This is a genomic window from Mucilaginibacter sp. OK283, from assembly GCF_900110415.1.
Classification (GTDB): Bacteria; Bacteroidota; Bacteroidia; order Sphingobacteriales; family Sphingobacteriaceae; genus Mucilaginibacter.
The window spans coordinates 146,620-166,162 of record NZ_FODR01000008.1 but is presented as its reverse complement, the minus strand read 5'-3'; the positions used below and the strand labels follow the sequence as shown (position 1 = coordinate 166,162).

The following is a 19,543-nucleotide window of genomic DNA, read 5'->3' as shown; positions in this document are numbered from 1 at the left end:
GCGATACGGATTAATAATGATCAGGATTACTTCTGCTTTATTGGATGATGATGTTTACCATTTTGATGGTAGTTTAAGGGATAAAGCCTTATTTAATCAAACCGGGAACTGGGGCCGTGTAAGCATCATCACGGTAAAACTGCCTGATATCTGTTTCTTTGTAATCGATTTCGAAGGCGATAAAATATCCCCGGTCACGGTGGAGGTTGATACCCTATGCCTGATGATGAGCTTTACCTTATCAGGGCCAACACAACCAGGTTTAGCGGGCTTCCCATTTTGTGAAGGCGAACACAATAGCTTTTTTTCGCCCGGCCATTTAAAATTTAAAGCCCGCCTTCAGGGCCATTTATTACTGTTTGTGGTCTGTTTCCTTGGAGATAGTTTGAAAAAAAGTTTACCGGGTGCATTGAGCCCCGAACAGCTGGAGTTGCTGCAGGTAAACAGGCCAACCACGCTGCAAATGAGCCAGGCTATTCAGGGTATAATGGCTAATATTGAAAAAAAGGGGAACCATCACATTTATTTTGAAGCGAAGGCATTGGAGTTACTTTTCCTTGAATTGGAACAGGTAGCTGCCTTAGCGGAACAACCGGCCAATTCATTTTTGAAAATGCACGACCTGGAACGCATTAACCAGGCCAAAACCATAGTGGAGGAAAATTTGTTAAACCCCTGCTCGCTTATTGAACTGGCGCATAAGGTAGGCCTTAACGATTTTAAACTAAAAAAAGGTTTTAGAGAAGTTTTTGGGACAACGGTTTTTGGCTATTTATATGATTTACGGATGGACAAAGCGAAATTGCTTTTAAAAGATGGAAAGCCGGTAAGGGAAGTGGCTTTTGAGGTGGGGTATAAAAATGCCCATCATTTTACAACGGCATTTAAAAAGAAGTTTGGTTATCTGCCCAGCAAAATTAATAAGCTTTTGGGGCTGTTGGTTTTTATGCTTTCGCTTGCTGATTAGTGTTACAGCCATTCCGGGTGTCAGTCAGCAAAAACAAAAAGACTCCGAATGAAAAAATGCAATGGTATTAACCAAACCGGCCACGCTGGCGGTAAAATATCGTCAGGTATTCAGAATTTGTTATTAGTTAACGGATTGGAAAATTATTTAAGAATAATCTAACTGATATTCACTTATCTTTATTTTTGAGGAAAATGTTGTGACTTTATGCAAATCATCAACGAATACAATTTATCCTATATATTGCGAAATGCGCCGGTAGGTATTTGCATAGTGGATGCGGCCACCCTGGTGGTCGAAATGGCTAATGCTCATTTTTTGAAATTGGCCGGTAAGCCGGAAGAGGCGGTTTTGGGGAAGCATTACCGGGAAATATTTCCTTTGGACAGGCTTGATCAGGATGAAATGATCCTTAATAAAGCCGTCCAGGAAGGTCGCCCATATACTGCCAGGGAAAGGGAGATGCTGCAGTTACATGACGGTGAGAAAGAAATGGTAATGGTTAGTTTTGTTTACTCTCCAATAAAAAACAGCAAAGGTAGTGTTACCAGTTTAGCTGTATGGCTGCTGGAGAATACCGCGCACGGACTGAATGAAGAACTGGCCGCTACCAACGAAGAATTTGCTGCCGCCAATGAAGAACTTGCCGCGGCTAATGAAGAGCTGGCGGCCACCAACGACGCGTTGATTGAAACCCAGGCCAACCTTCAGCGGAGCGAAAAATTGTTCCGGTCAATTGCACTGAATATTCCCGGGTCGCTGATTATGGTGATTGACAGGAACCACCGGTATATAACCATTGAGGGCGATATCATGGAAAAGATGGGTTTTGACCGGCAGAAATATGAAGGCAGGCATCCCTCGGAGGTTTCGCCCGAACGTTATGAAGCCTCCCGCCACCTGTATGAAAGGGTGATAAACGGCGACCAGTTTTCGATTGAATGGAAAACTGATGCCGGCGAATTTTATATTGTACATTTTGTACCGTTAAAAAACGAGCGAAACGAAGTAGATGCCGGCCTGATCATTACCCTTGATATTACCGGCATTAAGCAGGCCGAAGAAAAAAGCGCGAAGCTGGCCGCAATCGTCCAATCATCTGACGATGCTATCGTTGGCAAAACACTGGAAAGCGTGATAACCAGTTGGAATGCAGCAGCCGAACGGATATTTGGCTATACGGAAGACGAGATGATAGGCCAGACAATTTATAAGATTATCCCTTCTGACCGCCAGGATGAAGAGCCTCAAATACTGGCCCGTTTAAAAAAAGGAGAGCGGGTAGATCATTTTGAAACCAAACGCCTAACCAAAGACGGGCGCTTACTGGATATTTCATTAACAATTTCTCCCATTAAAGATGCGCAGGGCAATATTATTGGTTTATCTAAAATAGCCCGGGATATTACCGAAAAAAAACAGGAAGAGCAGCGGAAGAATGATTTTATCGGGATGGTTAGCCATGAACTTAAAACACCCCTCACCTCGCTTAGTGCTATCATCCAAATGGGCACCAGTAAGCTCAGGAACAGCGAGGACGAATTTTTATCCGGCGCCATGGAAAACGCCAGCCGCCAGGTTAAAAAGATGACCAGTATGATCAATAGTTTTCTGAATATTTCGCGGCTGGAATCGGGGCAACTGCTTATCGAAAAAGAACCTTTCAGGCTTGATGAACTACTGCGCGAAACCCTGGAAGAAACTAAACTCACCGTGAGCAGTCATATTTTTAGCCTCAATGAATGTAACGATATTACGGTGAACGCAGATCGCGATAAAATCGGCTCTGTTATCTCCAACCTCATCAGCAATGCGGTAAAGTATTCGCCCCGGGGAAAATTAATTGACATTCGATGCCAAACTGAAGGAAAAATGGTGGTTGTGAGTGTAAAAGATGAAGGGATAGGCATTAAAGCATCAGAAATTGACCGGGTATTTGACAGGTACTATCGCGTTGAAAATCGCGATTTACGTCATATTTCAGGTTTCGGCATCGGCCTGTATCTAAGCGCTGAAATTATTAAAAGGCATGATGGCAAAATATGGGCAGAAAGCGAAAGCGGCAAAGGCTCTACGTTTTATTTTACGTTGCCGCTGGCCTAAGGAAATAATAACAGTTTTTGTTTTAGCGTGCCTTTATACCCGATGGGTTTTACAACCTTAGCAAACACAGGCCGGCCATTATTGCTGATTTTACCCGGCTTCCAAGATACTGTTGGCGCGCTTTAATGCGTTTTCAAAAGTATCTTTAACGTTTCCCTTACCAATCTGAAATAATAAACGCGCTTTTTTCAGCTCATCCATAACCTGTCCGCTGGCAACCTCGGCTAAAACCAGTTTTGTTCCGTTGTTTTTTGTTGTTGCATGTACTTCCCGCAACACCCTGATGCCGGTAGCATCAATAACCGGCACGTTCCGCATCCGGATGATCAGCACACGGGCCGGGTTTTCAATAACCTTCATCGCATCCTTAAACTTGTAAGCCGCGCCAAAAAATAAAGGGCCGTTAATCTCAAAAACATCAAGGCCTTTAGGCATATCATCCTGATTAAATAACTCGCCCGGCAAAACATCCGCTTGCTGTACAGAACTGGCCTGCATCATTTTCCGCATAAACAAGAATGCAGCCAGGATCATGCCGATCTCGATTGCCACTGTCAGGTCAACCAATACAGTGAGCGCAAAAGTGGTAACTAAAACTACGGCATCGCTTTTGGAGCCCTTAAGTACCGATTTAAAACTTTCCAGCTCGCTCATATTCCAGGCAACCACAACCAATATTCCGGCCAATGTCGGCATCGGGATCAAGGCAGCCCATTTGCCCACAAACAGCATAATAATTAATAAGGTGAGTGCATGAACAATCCCGGCCACCGGTGTTCTGCCGCCGTTTTTTACGTTGGTGGCCGTCCGTGCTATAGCCCCGGTGGCAGGTATCCCCCCAAACAGCGATGAACAAATATTGGCCAGCCCCTGGGCAATCAATTCTGTATTGGATCGGTGGTTTCCGCCGGTCATGCCATCGGCCACTACTGCCGATAACAAGGATTCGATACTGCCCAGCAATGCAATGGTAATGGCCGGCCTTATTAATTGCTGAATGGTGGCGAAACTGACACCGGGAATTACCGGCCGGGGCAGGGATGACGGTATAGCGCCAAAACGGCTGCCGATGGTTTCGACAGGTAAATGAAAAAAACTTACGGCAAAGGTTGTAACCAGGATGGCAATCAGCGAACCAGGCACCCTGTGTGTTACTCTGGGCCAAAGCAAAACCAGGCCCAGGGTAACCACTCCGATACCCGCCGCGTATGGATTGACCGAAGAAATATGCTGGCCAAAAGCCAGCCATTTGCTGATAAAATCGGCGGGAACGCTGCCCATATGCAGTCCCAGGAAATCCTTAACCTCCGAGGAAAAAATAATGAGCGCTATGCCCGTAGTGAAGCCGGTAATTAAGGGGTAGGGGACATATTTGATGGCATTGCCTAATTTGGTAACACCCATAACAATCAACAATACACCGGCCATAAAAGTGGCGATGATTAGTCCGTTGATACCAAACTGCTGTACAATGCCATAAACTACCACGATAAAAGCCCCTGTTGGCCCGCCTATTTGCACCCGGCTTCCACCCAGTGCCGAAATGATTAGCCCGGCGATAATGGCAGTAAAAATTCCTTTCTCGGGCGATACGCCGGAGGCGATGGCAAACGCTATAGCCAAAGGCAGGGCCACAATGCCCACAATGGTCCCGGCAATCAAATCTTTAAAGAATTGTTCTTTCCCGTAATACTTTAGGGTATCTATGAGTTTGGGCTTAAACATCGGCTTATTCTTTAATCCACATTTTTAATAGCCTGCTATAGGAATTGTTTACCAGCTGATAACCAGGCGGAACCTGGCCGCCGGGGGTATGAAAGGTAACCAGCCGCGTTTTTGAAGGCTTTTCAGCCAGCATTTGGTAAACCAGCCTGCTATACTGGTCATACAGTTCAAAGGAAGTTTCAACAGCATAATCTATGCGGCTGTCGGGTTCAATATTTTCGTAGAATGGGTTATAGAAATAAAAATGATCGTAGTTGTTAAATTCCAGTTCAGTCAGGTTCCCGTGTGTAAAAGTTACATTGGGCAAATCTAACCCGGCTTTGGCTGTCTCGGCAAAATTGTATAGTTCACGCCGCTGTTCAATGCCCGAGAACGTTGTTTCGGGATGGAAAAAACCGGCGGTTATACAAAATTTGCCAACGCCGCTGCCGATATCCAAAACCCTGGTATTAGGAACGGCCAGGAAATTGCCCGCTATTTTGGCAATCTCCACGGGTGTCCAGTGCATTTGCGACAGTTTCCGGATATGTTCGGGATACAACTCGTCAAAAGCGCTGTCATGGTAAAACAGGGATGGGTTTAATAGCTCATTAAGCATTCTTTTATTTTTGGAAGGATAAAAATTTTTAAAGACGGGGGTAAAAATTGGAGTTTCCATCAGGTCAGGCTTTAATCCACATTTTCATCAGGCCATTGCAGGCTATATCTGCCAGCCTGAAGCCGGATGGTATTTCCTGCTCCAGGCTATGAAAGGTAACCAGCCTTGTTCCCAATGGCTTTTTATCCAGTTCGGCGCACAGGTACTGGTTATAGTAGGCATAAAGGCTTTGCGATAATTCCAGGCTATCATCTATTTTGTTTTCGGGATCGATATTTTCATAAAAGGAATTATAAAAATAAAAGTGATCAAACTCCTTAAAATTCACCTGGGTAATATTGGCATAGATAAAATTTACATTGGGCAATTTTGTATATCCTTTGGCTTCTTCAGACATGCATATCAGCTCATGCCGTTGTTCAACGCCATAAAAATAGGTTTCGGGAAAATGGTAAGCTGCAGCCAGGCAAAATTTACCAACGCCACTGCCTATGTCCAGCACCCGGGCGCCAGGCTCGGCCAAAAAATGGGCAGCTTTATGTGCAATGGCCAATGGTGTCCAATGTTTCAGCGATAGCAGCTGAAAATGTTCGGGGTACAGCCAGTCAAATGCCGCATCATCGCTGAATAAACCTGTAATCGGATCGATTTTTTTTAGTTTTAACTGGCCTTCGTTGACGTCATCTGCCGACGGGAAGAAATGGAAAAAAGGGTAAGCTTTCATTGCCGGTAAATTTAAATGCTTAGGTAACCCGGTTTTCCGTAACAGATCAACGCAGGAACTGATATTTATCAGTTTTTAAAAAATCCGTACCTTAGCGTATGAGCCTATCCGGAATTTTTCCAATTGACAGGTGGAATTTTACCACGCAATCAACGCTTCATGTGCTTTCCGAAGCCGACCATGCAGATTTACTTGCGCACCACAGCGATCAGCATTACCAGAAAGGCGACGTGATTTTCAGGGAAGGTACCGTACCCTCGGGCATATTTTTAATTAAAAGGGGCAAAGTCAAAAAATACAAGGTTGATAATATCGCAAAAGAACAAATCTTTTATGTGGCCAACCAGGGCGAGTTATTCGGTTACCATGCGGTACTGTCTGATGAGCGGTACCCAGACTCGGCAGCGGCTATTGAAGATAGCCTGATAAGTTTTATACCCAAGGAAGATTTTATCAGCATTTTACACCGGTCTCCGGCTTTTACCTGGCGGCTGCTCAAGGCGTTAAGCCATGAATTTACGGTATTAACCAACAGTATTTCGGTAATCGCGCAGCGCACAGCCTCGGAACGGTTGGCCATAGCCCTTATCGTGCTCCGGGAGAAATATAAAGTAGAAGGTGCCGATGAAAAAAATATTGTTTTAAATATCACCAGGCTCGATCTGGCTAATATGGCGGGCATTGCACAAGAAAACGTAATTCGCTTATTAAAGGAGTTTAAAGCAGAAGGCATCGTAGAAACTGATGGCCGTAAAATATGGGTTAAAGACTTACAGCGGCTGATCAAAAAATCAAACTATAAATAAGCCGGCCACCTAACCGGTTGCTTTATGCTGACGGGTTAAGCGTGGTCGGCAGTTTCCCGGCGCTTATGGCGTTGGGGTAAATATTTTCTGATTACTTGGTATAGTTTATGCAGCTCAAACGGCTTTTGGATATAATCATCAAAGCCAAATTGCCGGTATTTTGCTTCAATTTGGTTATCACAGCTAAAAGCGATTACCGGCAGGTGTGGGAAATGCGCTTTTATCCACTGGCTAACCTGCCCCGCCGAATTGTGGCTGAGCCAACAGTCAAGTAAAACCAGTTTGGGGTGATGGCGCCTGATCATTTCCAACGCATTTTCGTTCGTATCGTCCAGGCTGCAAACCCGGTAGCCTTCCATTTGTAAAGCAGTGGCTACCACATCCAGGGTAGCGGCATCCGCTTCTTGTACCATAATTGTTTCCATAAACTTTTAATTTTTAGATGAAAAGATAGAAACCGGAACAAACGTATAAGTAGCCAGCAAAAAGGTAAATAAAGTTAAGCATAAATTGTGCTTTCCCCGATGGTGCTTTTTTAATTTTTGCTGTATTAAATTAGCAACCACCGGGTAAAGCGCTAAACTGTCGAATGCCCGTCCGTGCATCCTGTTAATAACTTAAATAGCCATATCTTACTAAACCTGCTATGGAATAGTTTTTCCCTTACGGGCTTTAAAGAGCGTAAGACCTGGCCCGGGACCGTGCTTTTTTCTCTTCGATAGCCTGCAATAACTGGTCGTATGGCTTGTTAAACTTTTCGATTGCCTCGGTTTCCAATTGTGCGGTAACCTCATCAATATTGATCCCTATCTTTTTCAGGCGGGCCAGCGCCTGCACAGCTTCATCTGTGCCCTGCTCTAACCTGCTTTCCGGCTGCCCATGATCGCGGTAGGCGTCCAGCGTTTCCAGTGGCACGGTATTCACGGTTTCGGGGCCAATAAGAGCTTCTATATACTTGGTATCCGCGAAAGATGGATCTTTGGTGCCGGTGCTGGCCCATAACACGCGTTGCGGGTGGGCGCCGTTTTCCTGCAATTTTTTAAAGCGGTCGCTGCCGAAAACCCTTTTATATATCTGGTAGGCCTGTTTGGCGCAGGCAATCGCTATTTCACCTCTCAGTTCGGGATAGCCCTTTTTTTCCAGCATAGGGTCTACCAGTACATCAATACGGCTCAGGAAAAAGCTGGCTACTGAAGCAATTTGGTCAATTGGCTAGCCATCGGCTAAGCGGTCTTCCAGTCCCGACAGGTAAGCGTCGGTAACAGCTTTATATTGGTCGAGCCCAAACAGCAGCGTGATATTGATATTAATCCCCTCGCAAATGGCCCTGCGGATGGCGGGCAAACCTTCGGCGGTGGCGGGTATTTTGATCATTACGTTTTTCCGGTCCGTCTTTCGCCAAAGTTCCGTTGCCTGCCTTATGGTCCTGCTGGTATCCCGCGCCAGGTGTGGCGAAACCTCCAGGCTGACAAAACCGTCATGCCCGGTTCTGAAAACGGGTTCGAACAGGTCGGCCGCCTCCCGGATATCTGTAATTGCCAGCTCATAAAAAATGGCCTCGTTGTTTTGGTACTTTTCTGCCAGTTCCCTGATCTGCTCGTCGTAATCAGCGCTACCGCTAATGGCTTTTTCAAAAATGGCCGGGTTCGAGGTCATGCCCCGCAGGCCGTCTTCTTCAATCATTTTTTTTAACCTGCCCGAGCGGATGAGGCCCCTGTCCAGCAAATCCAGCCAAATGCTTTGGCCGAACTCCTGAATTTGTTTGATTTTATTAGTTTCCATGTTTCAATATTTTAAACAGCGGGATCCTGGGCCCGCTATCGTCAGTATGGTATTATATAGAAGCCGGAAAATGGGATGCACAAGGACTAAACAGTATGCCTTGGCTTTCGATTTATAAAGGTGTTATGTGGTGAAATTAATTAACAGGTCCCTATACAATGTTTATAGAACAAAGCTCATTTTTATTGGTTTGCATTTTTTTTAATTGACAGGGAAAATTTCAATCAAATTAAAAAAAACGAAGCCTGGGTTAAACTTTTTTAAGGCACACTTGTTTTTGACTTATTGGTCACCAATAAAATTCAAGCTCATGAACGACGCATTGTTTGCAAGTGAATTTGCCAGGGAGCTGGAGGCCGAATCGCCTGCCAGTCTCAAATGCCTGGAGCGGATCCCTGCCCGGCTGTTTGGCTGGAAACCGCATGAAAGATCCATGGAACTGGGTTACCTGGCGTTGCTTGTGGCCGAGATACCCTTATGGATTACACATATCATCAAACATTCCGAGATCGACTTTGCTACCTTTCAGCATTTTAAACCGGATGATACGCAAGGCCTGGTAAATTATTTTAAACAAAACGTGGCAGGGGCTAAAGCAACCCTGTTAAATGTCGGCGAAGGTGAATTGGCAGAAACCTTTTATCTTAAAACAGGTGGCCGGGAATTGCTCCGGTCATCCAAAAAAGAGCAGGTAGAATCGACGATTAACCATATGGTGCACCACCGCGGGCAACTAACAGTTTATATGCGCCTGAACGATATTGAGGTGCCATCAATATATGGGCCTTCGGCAGACGACAGGAGTTTTACTTCGGCAAGTGGTGTACAGTATCTGTAAAAGTGTCCTGTAATGATTAGGTGAGGGTTAGTCTTGAGTCGAAAGTCTTAAGTTCCATGAGGCTGTTTTTAAACAGCTTCTAAATAAAAGACAAGCAAAATATGACTTGAGACTTCCGGCTAAAGACTGTTGACTTAACAATGGATTATCCCGCAGATATTCCGCTTTTCAGCATGATTTTTGTGGGTAATTAAGAAGCAGATGCTGCGATAAACCGAAAAAATCATGAAACGGAATGTAAAAAGTTTGGCTGGCTTCAGTATGGGGGCAACCGATGGTGAATTTGGAAAACTGGAAGAGTTTTATTTTGACGATGAAACCTGGACTATACGTTACCTGATTGTTAAAACGGGGGGTTGGCTGTTTGGCCGCAGGGTGCTGATTTCGCCTGCTGCATTAAAAACGCCCGATTGGGAAAATAAAGTTTTCCCGGTGAACCTAACCAAAAAGCAAATTGAACACAGCCCTGATATTGATACGGAAAGAACAGTTTCCCGGCAGCAGGAAATCGACCTGTATAGTCACTACGGCTGGCCATACATGGGTTCCGCCGGAGCAGGATTTTATGGGGGCATGGGTATGTCGGGCATGATGGAGTCCCGGGTACCGTTTGAAGAAAGCATTTTGGCAACAACAACCGGCGATAAGCACGTCAACCCACATCTGCGCAGCACCCGCGAAGTTACAGGTTACCGCATTCATGCCACTAACGGCGAAATTGGCGATGTGGAAGATTTTATTGTTGACGATCAAAGTTGGCGCATCCATTTCCTGGTAGTGGATACCGGTCATTGGTTTCCGGGAAAAAAGGTGCTGGTATCGCCCAAATGGATCACCCATGTAAAATGGGAAGAAGACGCGGTTTATGTAGATATCACGGTTAACGCCGTAAAGAACAGTCCTGAATACGACCCCTCGGTGCCGCTGCCCGAAACGAATGAAAATGAATTTTACAGGCACTACGGTAACGAGGCAGAAAACAGCTATTGATTCATCACATTGCCCCATCGGGCTTAATATCATTAAGTTAAAAAAAGCAGAAAGATAAATAATATTGAACATTGAATTCTGAATGCCCAACACCGAAGTTTTTTCCTTCATTACCCGATATTGGACATTCCTTATAAACAACTGTACATGCATCACTTGCCGGGCAAGGAATAACAACCCCGGGGCCAATCCCCGGCCCGGCAATTTTTTGGTTAAAAACTATAAAAACTATTTACTTTTCCAGTTCCGCTTTTCTTTCCCGGTATTCTTTTTGGTCAATCTCGCCCCTGGCAAAACGTTTTTTCAGGATATCCAGCGGTCTTTCCCGCTGATACCGCTGCCCGGGTATGCCAATAGGCAGGGCAAATATCCAAATGACTATCAGGCCCCAAACTATCCACCAAATCCAGTTCATTCCCCAGTAATATTGATAATACCACATGACTTTATTTTTTAAATGGATGTTGAATTTTTTCCTGCAAACGCCGCCATTTTGCCAGCGCTTCCTGCGCGAGTTTCCTGGCACGCTCTGCCGCTTGTCCCTGCTGATCTTTTTCGGCAAGCGGACCTTCCGTTTTAAGCTCGGGTGCCGGTTGCCCGGCATCATTTTGCTTGCTTTGATCTATACTGGCCAACATAACTAAAAAAATAAAGGCGCCTGGTACGGCGCCTGTTAACAATTGCCGCAGTTGTGGCTTATTTAATCTCTATCTGGCGGCTGGCCGTCCTGGTTTCTTCTTTTTTGGCCACATTAACCTTCAGTAAGCCGTCGGTGTATTCCGCATTGATACCCTCGTCATCCACAGAATCGGGCAGTGTAAATGAGCGTACAAATGAGGTATAATTATATTCGCATTTGTTGTACTTTTTGTCGTTAGCCGGTTGCCCGCTCTGTTTTTCGGCCGAAATGGTGAGTACGTCGCGGTCAAGGCTTACTTTAAAATCTTCTTTGCTTAGCCCCGGCGCGGCCAGTTCAATATGGTAATAGCCATCCGTTTCTGAAATGTTAACCGCCGGCACGCGCGATACCATACGGTCGGATAAAAAAGTGTCGTTCATGATAGATTCAAAAATGTCGTCGAACCCCGGGCGCAGCATACTGCTTTTCCCGTCATTAAACTTTACAAGTGTCATGATGCTTCCTCCTCTTGATTTTTGATCTGCCGGAATATCCGGCTTACTGTTACAACAAAGGGGAATGCGGGTGGTTTGTCATTTTTTTATTTTGGCCCAACCAAATGCTTCCATAATTGTATGTCAAAAGCCCAATAAGGAATTGATGCCGGGAAATCATTTAAATCATGATTTTGCAGGCCCGCTTGTTAACATGTCCTTTCGCGGCTACTTGTCAATAAGCATTATACAGTTACCATGTTAGGTTTTTGGGGGCCGAATTGTATTGTAAAATCCGAACTTACCCCTTGTTTTAAAATATCCCTTGTTTTTAACATTTCAGATTACGTAACTGCCGCATCATGATGACGTATTTATACGATTGTATATCTGTTCTTTAGGCAGGATATTTACTCCCGGTTTAATCATCTTTAAACGTCATGAAAAAATTGATCATCCTGCTGCTATGTGCTGCTATTGGCGGGCATACAGCCAACGCGCAAAGTTGTAACCAGTTTGTTAACAACGTCAACGGCAAAAAACTCAGTTATATTAACCACGATGCCAAGGGACAGCCACAAATGACCGCTGTTTATACCAGCACCAAAAAAGACGCGTCGACCGTGGCGGTACATGCCGTTATCAGCGACCATAATGGCAAGGTTATGGGCACCGGCGATTCGGAGATGATTTGCAGCGGGGACGCGATTAAGATTGATATGAAATCGTTTATCCCGGCCGCCTCTATGAAACAATACGGGGACATGCAGGTGAATGGCGAAGCCAGGTACCTTAGTTACCCTGCCGATATTAAAGCCGGGCAAACGCTTGATGATGGATCGGTAACCATCAGCCTGAATAATGGCGGCGCGGCAAAAGGGGAGATGCAAATGGACATTGTTAACCGTAAAGTAGAAGCAACCGAAACAGTAACCACCGGGGCCGGTAGTTTTGATTGCTTTAAAGTAACGTACGATGCTACAACCACGATGAAGATGATGGGGATCAGTATACCTTTCAGGATGAAAGTAACCGAGTGGTTCGCGCCAAAACTGGGCCGTTTTGTAAAGTCGGAAACCTATAGTAAAAATGGCAAGCTAATGGGCACCATGACACTGGAGTCTATTAACTGACCAAACGTTGGCGGTGTTTTTACTTTGCAGATACGGGAATAAGCGTCAATCACCGCTTTAGCATGTTTCTGGGAATTGAACAAATTTGTTACGATACACCCGGATAGTCGCCAAAGAATCCGTTGCTATAAAAAGGATTAGATTTCTAACTTTGGTAACGAAATGAAATGGATTACCCGCGAACATCCGAAGATAGACCGTATTGCCTGTCCCTGGCTAATCAAACGCTTTATCGATTCCGAGGCTGAGATTATTTATGTACCGGTAGACCAGGTGATTTCGCAGGCCGCAGTCTTGAATGCTATTCCCTTTGACCTTCCGGGTGTAGAGTACACGCACTACGACGACCAGTGTACCTTTGATTATTTTATAAAAAAGCATCAGCTCAAGGATATCGCGCTCGACCGCATAGCTGCCATTGTTCGGGGGGCCGATACGGATAGACATGATTTCGCCCCTCAGGCATCGGGTTTGTCGGCCATTTTTTTAGGGTTATCAAAAAATATCCCTGATGACCACGAACTGCTGGAACTGGGTATAAAAGTATATGACGGCTTATACACCTGGGCCAAATATCTGTACGAGCAAAAACATATACAGGAGCCTGTAGAATTCCTTTTACTGGAGGTTTTTAATAAATACCTGAAGCAGCAGGGATCAAAAAAAGCACCGGTATGGGCAAAAGAGATTAAGGAGATGATCCAGGACCAAATTGATACCAATATGAGCTTAAGCTTGCAACAGGTGTCGGAAGAACTAAAGATTAACCCGGCCTACCTGTCGCGGGAGTTTTCCAGGTACTTCGAAAATTTATCCTTCGGCGACTATATCCGTAAAATGCGCATCGAAAAATCAATAAACCTGATGGAAACTACCGACTATTCTTTAACAGAGATTGCTTACCTCACCGGATTTTCGGACCAAAGCCATTTTAACCGGATTTTCAAAAAACAAATGGGGATGAGAGCCTCCGACTACAAAAAAAACGTGGTAAAAAGTAAAGCAGATTCTATTCGGTAAAATCTGTTCTATTTTAAAATAGTAAATTGCCATAGTATTGCGCTTACATATACAGTACTGGATTTCCAGCTATGAAATATCCCGACTTACCCGCCCTTCCAAAAATCAGCGTGCTTGCAGGTGTGCTTCTTTGTTTTTTATTCCCCAGGCAAACTTTGGGGCAGCAAAGTAAGCCCTATCTTGATTCCCTGCTGCATACCGCAACAGCTAATTATCCCTTGATAAAAGCCAAGAGATTGCAAACACAATCTTTACAATATGCTGTGAAGTATAAGCAGAATGGCATTATTCCGTCGCTTAACGCATCGTACCAGGTAGATTATGCAACCGCCAATAATATAACCGGCATGGTTTATCCGCAGTTTATTACACCTATCAGCGGTCCGCCAAGCAAGGGTAATGATTATAGCGGCGTGCCGGGCAGCGCGGCCGCACTTAACCTGCAATGGGAACCCGTTACTTTTGGTCAGCGCCGTGCCGAAGTTGACCTGGCTAAGGGCATATTGAAATACGGGCAGGCAGACGAGAACTTAACCCTGTTTCAGCACCAGGTAAATGTAATTGGCGCCTGGTTAAATTATTTACTGGTTAGCGAGTTGATTAAAGTTTACCGGTCAAATATTGATAGAGCAGCTTTTAATTTAAAACAGGCCCAAACCCTGGTAATAAGCGGTTTGCGGCCCGGAACCGACTCTTCGTCCTTTCAATCGGAGTATACACGGGCCCAAATGCAATTAATCACTTTTGAAAAGCAACAGGATTCCACGTTGATAGCGCTTAAGGAACTGGTAGGTGGTACGCTACCAGCCGGCCTGGTGGTTGATACTTCACTTTTTAAAACTCTCCCCGTAATTGCTTTAAGCGATACTATAACAACCAGCCACCCCGAAGTGCAATTGGGACAGGCCAACCTAAATGCCAATGAACTGGCGTTAAAATCATTAAAGCGAAGCATCCTGCCCAAATTAACCTTATGGAGCACCGGTTACGGTCGGGGATCGGGCATTGCCGCCGATGGTTCGGTAAACTCCGGCGACGGCTGGCGCTTTCAGCGTTATAATTATGGTGTGGGGGCACAAATTGCTTTTCCGATACTGGAAGTTTTCAGGCAGAAGCCCCTATGGAAACAACAGGAACTTATCACCGCATCAAGCCGTGAGCAACTTTTGCAAACCGAATTACACCTTAATACCCAAAAAGAAATTGCAGCATCCAATTTTAAAAGGGCGCTGCAATCGGCACAGCTTGCCCCGCAGCAATTACGCTCGGCCGAGTATACCTACAAGGGTATTCAATCAAGATATAAATCGGGTCTTATTAATTATTACGATGTGATACAGGCGCAGCAATTATTATTTCAGTCGGCAGCTACAGTCAGCATCGCTTATTACAGTGCATGGCGCGCATTATTAAATGAAGCGGCTTACAGCGGCAACCTGAACCTGTTTTTAAATCAATACGGCAAATGAACATTATCCAGTTTTTATACGCCTCATTAAGAAAGCCGGTCACCATTGTTGTAGCCGTTATTGCCATCGTTTTTTTCGCAGTGGTATCAATACGTACCATGCCGGTAGATATTTTCCCGAAGCTGGGTACCCCCACCATTTATGTGGCGCAAACATACGGCGGGCTATCGGCCGAACAGATTGAAGGGTTTGTAACCTCCTATTATGAGTACCACTTTTTGTATGTAACCGGTATTAAATCTGTAGAAAGCAAAACCATCCAGGGGGTTACTTTATTAAAATTGAATTTTTACGAGGGCACCGATATGGGGCAGGCCACCGGCGAGGTTGTATCAATGGTGAACCGCGCGCGGGCTTTTATGCCTCCCGGCACGGTATCGCCATTTGTAACCCGCTTTGACGGGGGCAGCGTGGCGGTTGGCCAACTGGTTTTCAGCAGCCCTACCAGGTCATTAGGCGAGGTATCAGATCTGGCCCTATTTAAAGTACGGCCCATGTTCTCTACCCTGCCTGGCGTTTCGGCGCCGCCACCCTTTGGCGGTAATCAGCGTTCGGTGCTCATCAAGGCCGATCCTAATAAACTAAGGAGCTATGGGGTTAGCCCCGAAGAACTGGTGACCGCAATTGCCAAAGGGAACACCATCCTGCCGGCGGGTAACCTGCGTGTGGGCGATCAGATGCTCATTGCCCCCCAAAATACGGTGGTAGATAATATACAGGATTTGGGCAATATTCCCGTAAAAACAGGCAGTGGCCCGGCCGTTTATGTACATGACCTGGCGCAGGTGGATAATGGTGCCGATATTACAGCAGGTTATGCGTTAATTAACGGCAAACGTTCTGTTTATATCCCTGTTACCAAAAGGGCCGATGCCTCCACCTGGGATGTGGTACAAAAGGTGAAAGCAGCCTTGCTGGATATGCAGGCGGCCATTCCGCCTGATATTAAAGTAAGTTATGAGTTTGATCAATCGGGCTATGTTATCAATTCATTAAAAAGCTTAATGACGGAAGGTATTTTAGGAGCTTTGCTCACCGGCCTTATGGTACTGCTATTTTTGCGCGATTGGCGCGGTTCGCTCATCGTGGTTTTAACTATCCCGCTGGCCTTGCTTTCGGCGGTTATCTGCCTCAGACTTTTTGGGCAATCCATTAACATCATGACCCTTGGCGGTTTGGCGCTGGCCATAGGTATTTTGGTAGATGAAGCCACCGTAACGATAGAAAATATCCACCATCACCAGGAAAAAGGCGAGCTGAAGGGACGGGCCATTTTAGAAGCCTGTAAAGAAATTGCTTTGCCCAAATTGTTAATCCTGCTTTGTATCCTGGCGGTATTTTTTCCGGCTTTCTTTATGTCGGGCATTCCTAAAGCCATGTTCCTGCCGCTTTCCCTTTCGGTTGGTTTTGCGATGATAGCCTCGTTCCTGTTATCGCAATCATTTGTGCCGGTGGTTGCTAATTGGTTGTTCAAAGATCGGCTGGCCGAAACCACAAAAGAAGGTAAACGGATGACACGCTTTAAAGAAAGACATGAAGGGCTGATTCATCGCCTGTCGCCGGGCAGGAATATTTTAATACCTGTTTATCTCGTGCTTTCCATTGCTTTGGCGGCGTTACTTTTTCTTACAGTGGGAAAAGAGCTTTTTCCGAAAGTTGATGCCGGGCAGTTCCAGGTAAGGCTAAGGTTGCCAGAAGGGACGCGTATTGAACGGACGGAAGCAAAAACAAAACAACTGCTTCACCTGGTCGATAGTCTTTCGGGCGGTAATAAAATTGCCATATCATCGGCCTATGTTGGTTTGATGGGTTCAAGTTACCCGGTTAGCGTTATTCACCTGTGGACGAGCGGACCCGAAGAGGCACTGCTAAAGGTTAAATTTATTACAGGCTCCGGTATCAAAATAGATGATTTCAGGGAAAAGGTACGCCAGGCGGTAAGTATGCAAATGCCCGGGGCACATATTTCTTTTGAACCCGCCGATTTGGTAGGCCAGGTAATGAGCCAGGGAACGGGCACTCCTATACAGGTGCAGGTTTTAGGTAAAAGCCTGGCACAAGACAGGCAGTTTGGGAAAAAGATTGTTGAGCGTTTGAAAACCCTGCCTTACCTGCGCGATGTAGCTTATAGCGCCCCGCAGGGTTACCCAGCCATGAAAATTGAATTTGACAGGGTAAAGCTGGGACAATTAGGCCTTACTGTAGAGGATGCCGGGAAATCGCTGGCTGCGGCTACTTCATCCAGCCGTTTTACGCAGCCCAATTATTGGGTAGATAAAACAGCCGGAACAGCTTACCAGGTACAGGTGCAGATACCTGAGCAGGTAATGAACGATGCCGCGCAGGTAGATAATATTTTGTTGAGCTCCAATAACGGCAAGCAGGTTTATATGCGCGATGTAGCAACCTGGAAAATGGGCAATACCGAAGGCGAATTTGACCGCTTAAACCAAAAACGCTTTATTACCATAACTGCCAATTTGCAGGGCAAAGCGCTGAGTTCGGCCATTAACGATATCGATAAGATTATCAGTGAAACCGGCAAACTGCCCGAAGGCATGAAAATACAGCAGCCGGGCCAGGCCGAAGTTTTTTTACAAACTTTTCAGGAGTTGCAGAATGGTATTTTGCTGGCTATCGTGGTAATTTTCCTTTTGTTAGCAGTAAACTTCCAGTCGTTCAGGTTATCGCTGGTCATTATCTCGGTTATACCGGGCATATTAGCCGGGAGCCTGCTGTTGCTATGGATCTGCGGTAAAACACTGAATATACAATCCTATATGGGCTGTATCATGGCTGTAGGTGTGGCCGTGGCCAATGCCATCCTGTTTGTAACGCAGGCAGAAAAATATAGAAGTGAAAAATTACAGGAGCCCTATTTGCAGGGAATTAAAGACCGGATAAGACCTATCCTGATGACCAGCTTAGCGATGATTGCCGGAATGGTGCCAATGGCCTTAGGCTTAGGCGAGGGGGGCGACCAAACATCGCCCTTAGGTACAGCCGTAATAGGCGGCCTTATCTTTTCCATCTTCTCCAGCCTGGTTATTTTGCCGTTAATATACCAGTTCTCCATAGGTAACCGGCCGGTGCCTGTTATCTCTTTGGATCCGGATGATCCGCAAAGCAAATATCAATCCCTAACCGAAAATCAATCATGAAAGCTGTCAATTATATATTCTTAGTCCCTGTTTGCCTTTTGGCGGCCTGTGGCGGCAACCAGGCCGAAAAAGCAGCCCCCCAGGGCCTGCCGGAAAAACCGGTGGTTAAACTGTTAACGCTGAAACCAGAACCCATTGCTAACAAACTGAACCTCACCGGAGAAATTATTCCGTTCGATCGCGCCAATATTTATGCCCGTACACCGGGCTATGTGAAGGAAGTAAAAGTTGATATCGGCTCAAAAGTTACTAAAGGCCAGGTTTTATGCGTCCTTGATGCTCCCGAATTAAAAGCGGCGCAAGCGCAAAGCCAAAGTAACAGCATGGGCGCCAGGTCAAAATATGAATCCAGTAAATCAACATATTTAAGGTTATTAAAAGCTGCGCAAACGCCCGGTGCTGTGGCTGATAACGAACTGGAAATTGCACGAAACCAAATGCGGACGGATAGTGCCGTTTACCAGGCCTCCCGTTCGGCTACTCAGGCCAATAAAGCTATGGAAGATTACCTGGTGATCCGGTCGCCTTTTAACGGTGTGGTTACAGCCAGGAACATATTTAAAGGAGATTTTGTAGATAATACCGGTAAAACGCTGCTGTTCCGTGTTGAAGATAACTCGTCGTTAAGGGTTGATGTGGCAGTGCCGGAGGCATATAATTCCACCACGCTAAAAGATAATGAAGCAAGTTTTACGGTATCGGCCAATCCCGGCCAGGTGTTTAAAGCCAAACTGGCACGAAAATCAGATGCCATTGACCCGCAAACGCGAAGTGAAACCTGGGAGCTTACCTTTCCAAATGCAAACGGTTTACTTAAACCCGGCATGTTCGCCCAAATTGTATTGCCGGTTAGCCGCCCCAAAGATGGGTTCCTGGTGCCGTTTAAAGCAGTGGTATCTACCCAGGAACGCAAGTTTGTGATCAGGGTGGTAAACGGAAAAACTCAATGGGTAGATGTAAAGACCGGTTTTACCGGCAAGGAAAAAACCGAGATAGCCGGCGATTTGAAGCCTGGCGACCAGTTGGTGGCACAAGCCAATGAGGAACTGAAAGAAGGCACAACCGTGCAGGTAAAGCAATAGGTAAAAAGGCAAATATTGTAGCCTGGCAAATA

General features: G+C 45.6%; 17 protein-coding genes and 1 pseudogene. 10 read left to right on the top strand and 8 right to left on the bottom strand.

Annotated elements, in window-relative coordinates:
• The first annotated feature begins 16 nt into the window (after positions 1–16).
• Together BMX56_RS18730 and BMX56_RS18725 are read left to right on the top strand one after the other, a co-directional pair.
• On the top strand, positions 17–967 hold the full coding sequence (locus tag BMX56_RS18730; protein WP_090651207.1) for a helix-turn-helix transcriptional regulator: 951 nt from the start codon (positions 17–19) through the stop codon (positions 965–967).
• 207 nt (positions 968–1,174) lie between these two features.
• Complete coding sequence (locus tag BMX56_RS18725; RefSeq protein ID WP_090651206.1) at positions 1,175–3,070, top strand: PAS domain-containing sensor histidine kinase; 1,896 nt, start codon at positions 1,175–1,177, stop codon at positions 3,068–3,070.
• A gap of 90 nt (positions 3,071–3,160) precedes the next feature.
• On the opposite strand, the gene BMX56_RS18720 is transcribed toward BMX56_RS18725, so the two are convergent.
• From BMX56_RS18720 to BMX56_RS18710, 3 genes are all read right to left on the bottom strand, one after another.
• Positions 3,161–4,795 carry a SulP family inorganic anion transporter gene (locus tag BMX56_RS18720; RefSeq protein WP_090651205.1) on the bottom strand — a complete coding sequence of 545 codons (1,635 nt, stop codon included), beginning with the start codon at positions 4,793–4,795 and terminating at the stop codon, positions 3,161–3,163.
• Between the two features lie 4 nt (positions 4,796–4,799).
• Positions 4,800–5,393, bottom strand: a complete 594-nt coding sequence (locus BMX56_RS18715) for a class I SAM-dependent methyltransferase (RefSeq protein WP_090651204.1) — start codon at positions 5,391–5,393, stop codon at positions 4,800–4,802.
• A 64-nt stretch (positions 5,394–5,457) separates the two neighbouring features.
• Complete coding sequence (locus BMX56_RS18710) at positions 5,458–6,117, bottom strand: methyltransferase domain-containing protein (RefSeq protein ID WP_090651203.1); 660 nt, start codon at positions 6,115–6,117, stop codon at positions 5,458–5,460.
• Between the two features lie 98 nt (positions 6,118–6,215).
• Between BMX56_RS18710 and BMX56_RS18705 the strand changes: the two genes are divergently transcribed.
• Complete coding sequence (locus BMX56_RS18705) at positions 6,216–6,923, top strand: Crp/Fnr family transcriptional regulator (RefSeq protein ID WP_090651202.1); 708 nt, start codon at positions 6,216–6,218, stop codon at positions 6,921–6,923.
• 35 nt (positions 6,924–6,958) lie between these two features.
• On the opposite strand, the gene BMX56_RS18700 is transcribed toward BMX56_RS18705, so the two are convergent.
• A complete protein-coding gene (locus tag BMX56_RS18700) occupies positions 6,959–7,348 on the bottom strand; it encodes a response regulator (protein ID WP_090651201.1) in 390 nt (129 codons plus the stop codon).
• Between the two features lie 247 nt (positions 7,349–7,595).
• A pseudogene (gene tal, locus BMX56_RS18695) lies at positions 7,596–8,705 on the bottom strand (transaldolase).
• Between the two features lie 310 nt (positions 8,706–9,015).
• Here tal and BMX56_RS18690 point away from each other — a divergent pair.
• Both BMX56_RS18690 and BMX56_RS18685 read left to right on the top strand, forming a co-directional pair.
• Positions 9,016–9,543 carry a DinB family protein gene (locus tag BMX56_RS18690; protein WP_090651200.1) on the top strand — a complete coding sequence of 176 codons (528 nt, stop codon included), beginning with the start codon at positions 9,016–9,018 and terminating at the stop codon, positions 9,541–9,543.
• Positions 9,544–9,768: 225 nt separating this feature from the next.
• A complete protein-coding gene (locus BMX56_RS18685; protein ID WP_090651199.1) occupies positions 9,769–10,533 on the top strand; it encodes a PRC-barrel domain-containing protein in 765 nt (254 codons plus the stop codon).
• Between the two features lie 232 nt (positions 10,534–10,765).
• Here BMX56_RS18685 and BMX56_RS18680 read toward each other — a convergent pair whose 3' ends face one another.
• Genes BMX56_RS18680 through BMX56_RS18670 form a run of 3 tightly spaced genes read right to left on the bottom strand, consistent with a single transcriptional unit; the run spans position 10,766 to position 11,667 of the window.
• Positions 10,766–10,975, bottom strand: coding sequence for an SHOCT domain-containing protein (locus BMX56_RS18680; protein ID WP_090651198.1), 210 nt, complete (start codon positions 10,973–10,975; stop codon positions 10,766–10,768).
• A 4-nt stretch (positions 10,976–10,979) separates the two neighbouring features.
• Positions 10,980–11,171 carry a hypothetical protein gene (locus BMX56_RS18675; RefSeq protein ID WP_143065473.1) on the bottom strand — a complete coding sequence of 64 codons (192 nt, stop codon included), beginning with the start codon at positions 11,169–11,171 and terminating at the stop codon, positions 10,980–10,982.
• Positions 11,172–11,229: 58 nt separating this feature from the next.
• Positions 11,230–11,667, bottom strand: a complete 438-nt coding sequence (locus tag BMX56_RS18670) for an Hsp20/alpha crystallin family protein (protein WP_090651196.1) — start codon at positions 11,665–11,667, stop codon at positions 11,230–11,232.
• Between the two features lie 419 nt (positions 11,668–12,086).
• Here BMX56_RS18670 and BMX56_RS18665 point away from each other — a divergent pair, with 419 nt between their 5' ends.
• The 5 genes from BMX56_RS18665 (at position 12,087) to BMX56_RS18645 (ending at position 19,511) form a co-directional block, all read left to right on the top strand.
• Positions 12,087–12,779 carry a TapB family protein gene (locus BMX56_RS18665; RefSeq protein ID WP_090651195.1) on the top strand — a complete coding sequence of 231 codons (693 nt, stop codon included), beginning with the start codon at positions 12,087–12,089 and terminating at the stop codon, positions 12,777–12,779.
• Between the two features lie 162 nt (positions 12,780–12,941).
• Positions 12,942–13,799, top strand: coding sequence for a chromate resistance protein ChrB domain-containing protein (locus tag BMX56_RS18660; RefSeq protein ID WP_090651194.1), 858 nt, complete (start codon positions 12,942–12,944; stop codon positions 13,797–13,799).
• Between the two features lie 71 nt (positions 13,800–13,870).
• A complete protein-coding gene (locus BMX56_RS18655) occupies positions 13,871–15,268 on the top strand; it encodes a TolC family protein (RefSeq protein WP_090651193.1) in 1,398 nt (465 codons plus the stop codon).
• Positions 15,265–18,429: an efflux RND transporter permease subunit gene (locus BMX56_RS18650; protein ID WP_090651192.1), complete on the top strand. Its 3,165-nt coding sequence runs from the start codon at positions 15,265–15,267 to the stop codon at positions 18,427–18,429. Before BMX56_RS18655 ends, BMX56_RS18650 begins: the two co-directional genes overlap by 4 nt.
• Positions 18,426–19,511: an efflux RND transporter periplasmic adaptor subunit gene (locus BMX56_RS18645; protein WP_090651191.1), complete on the top strand. Its 1,086-nt coding sequence runs from the start codon at positions 18,426–18,428 to the stop codon at positions 19,509–19,511. The genes BMX56_RS18650 and BMX56_RS18645 overlap by 4 nt, the downstream gene beginning before the upstream one ends.
• Positions 19,512–19,543: the final 32 nt, after the last annotated feature.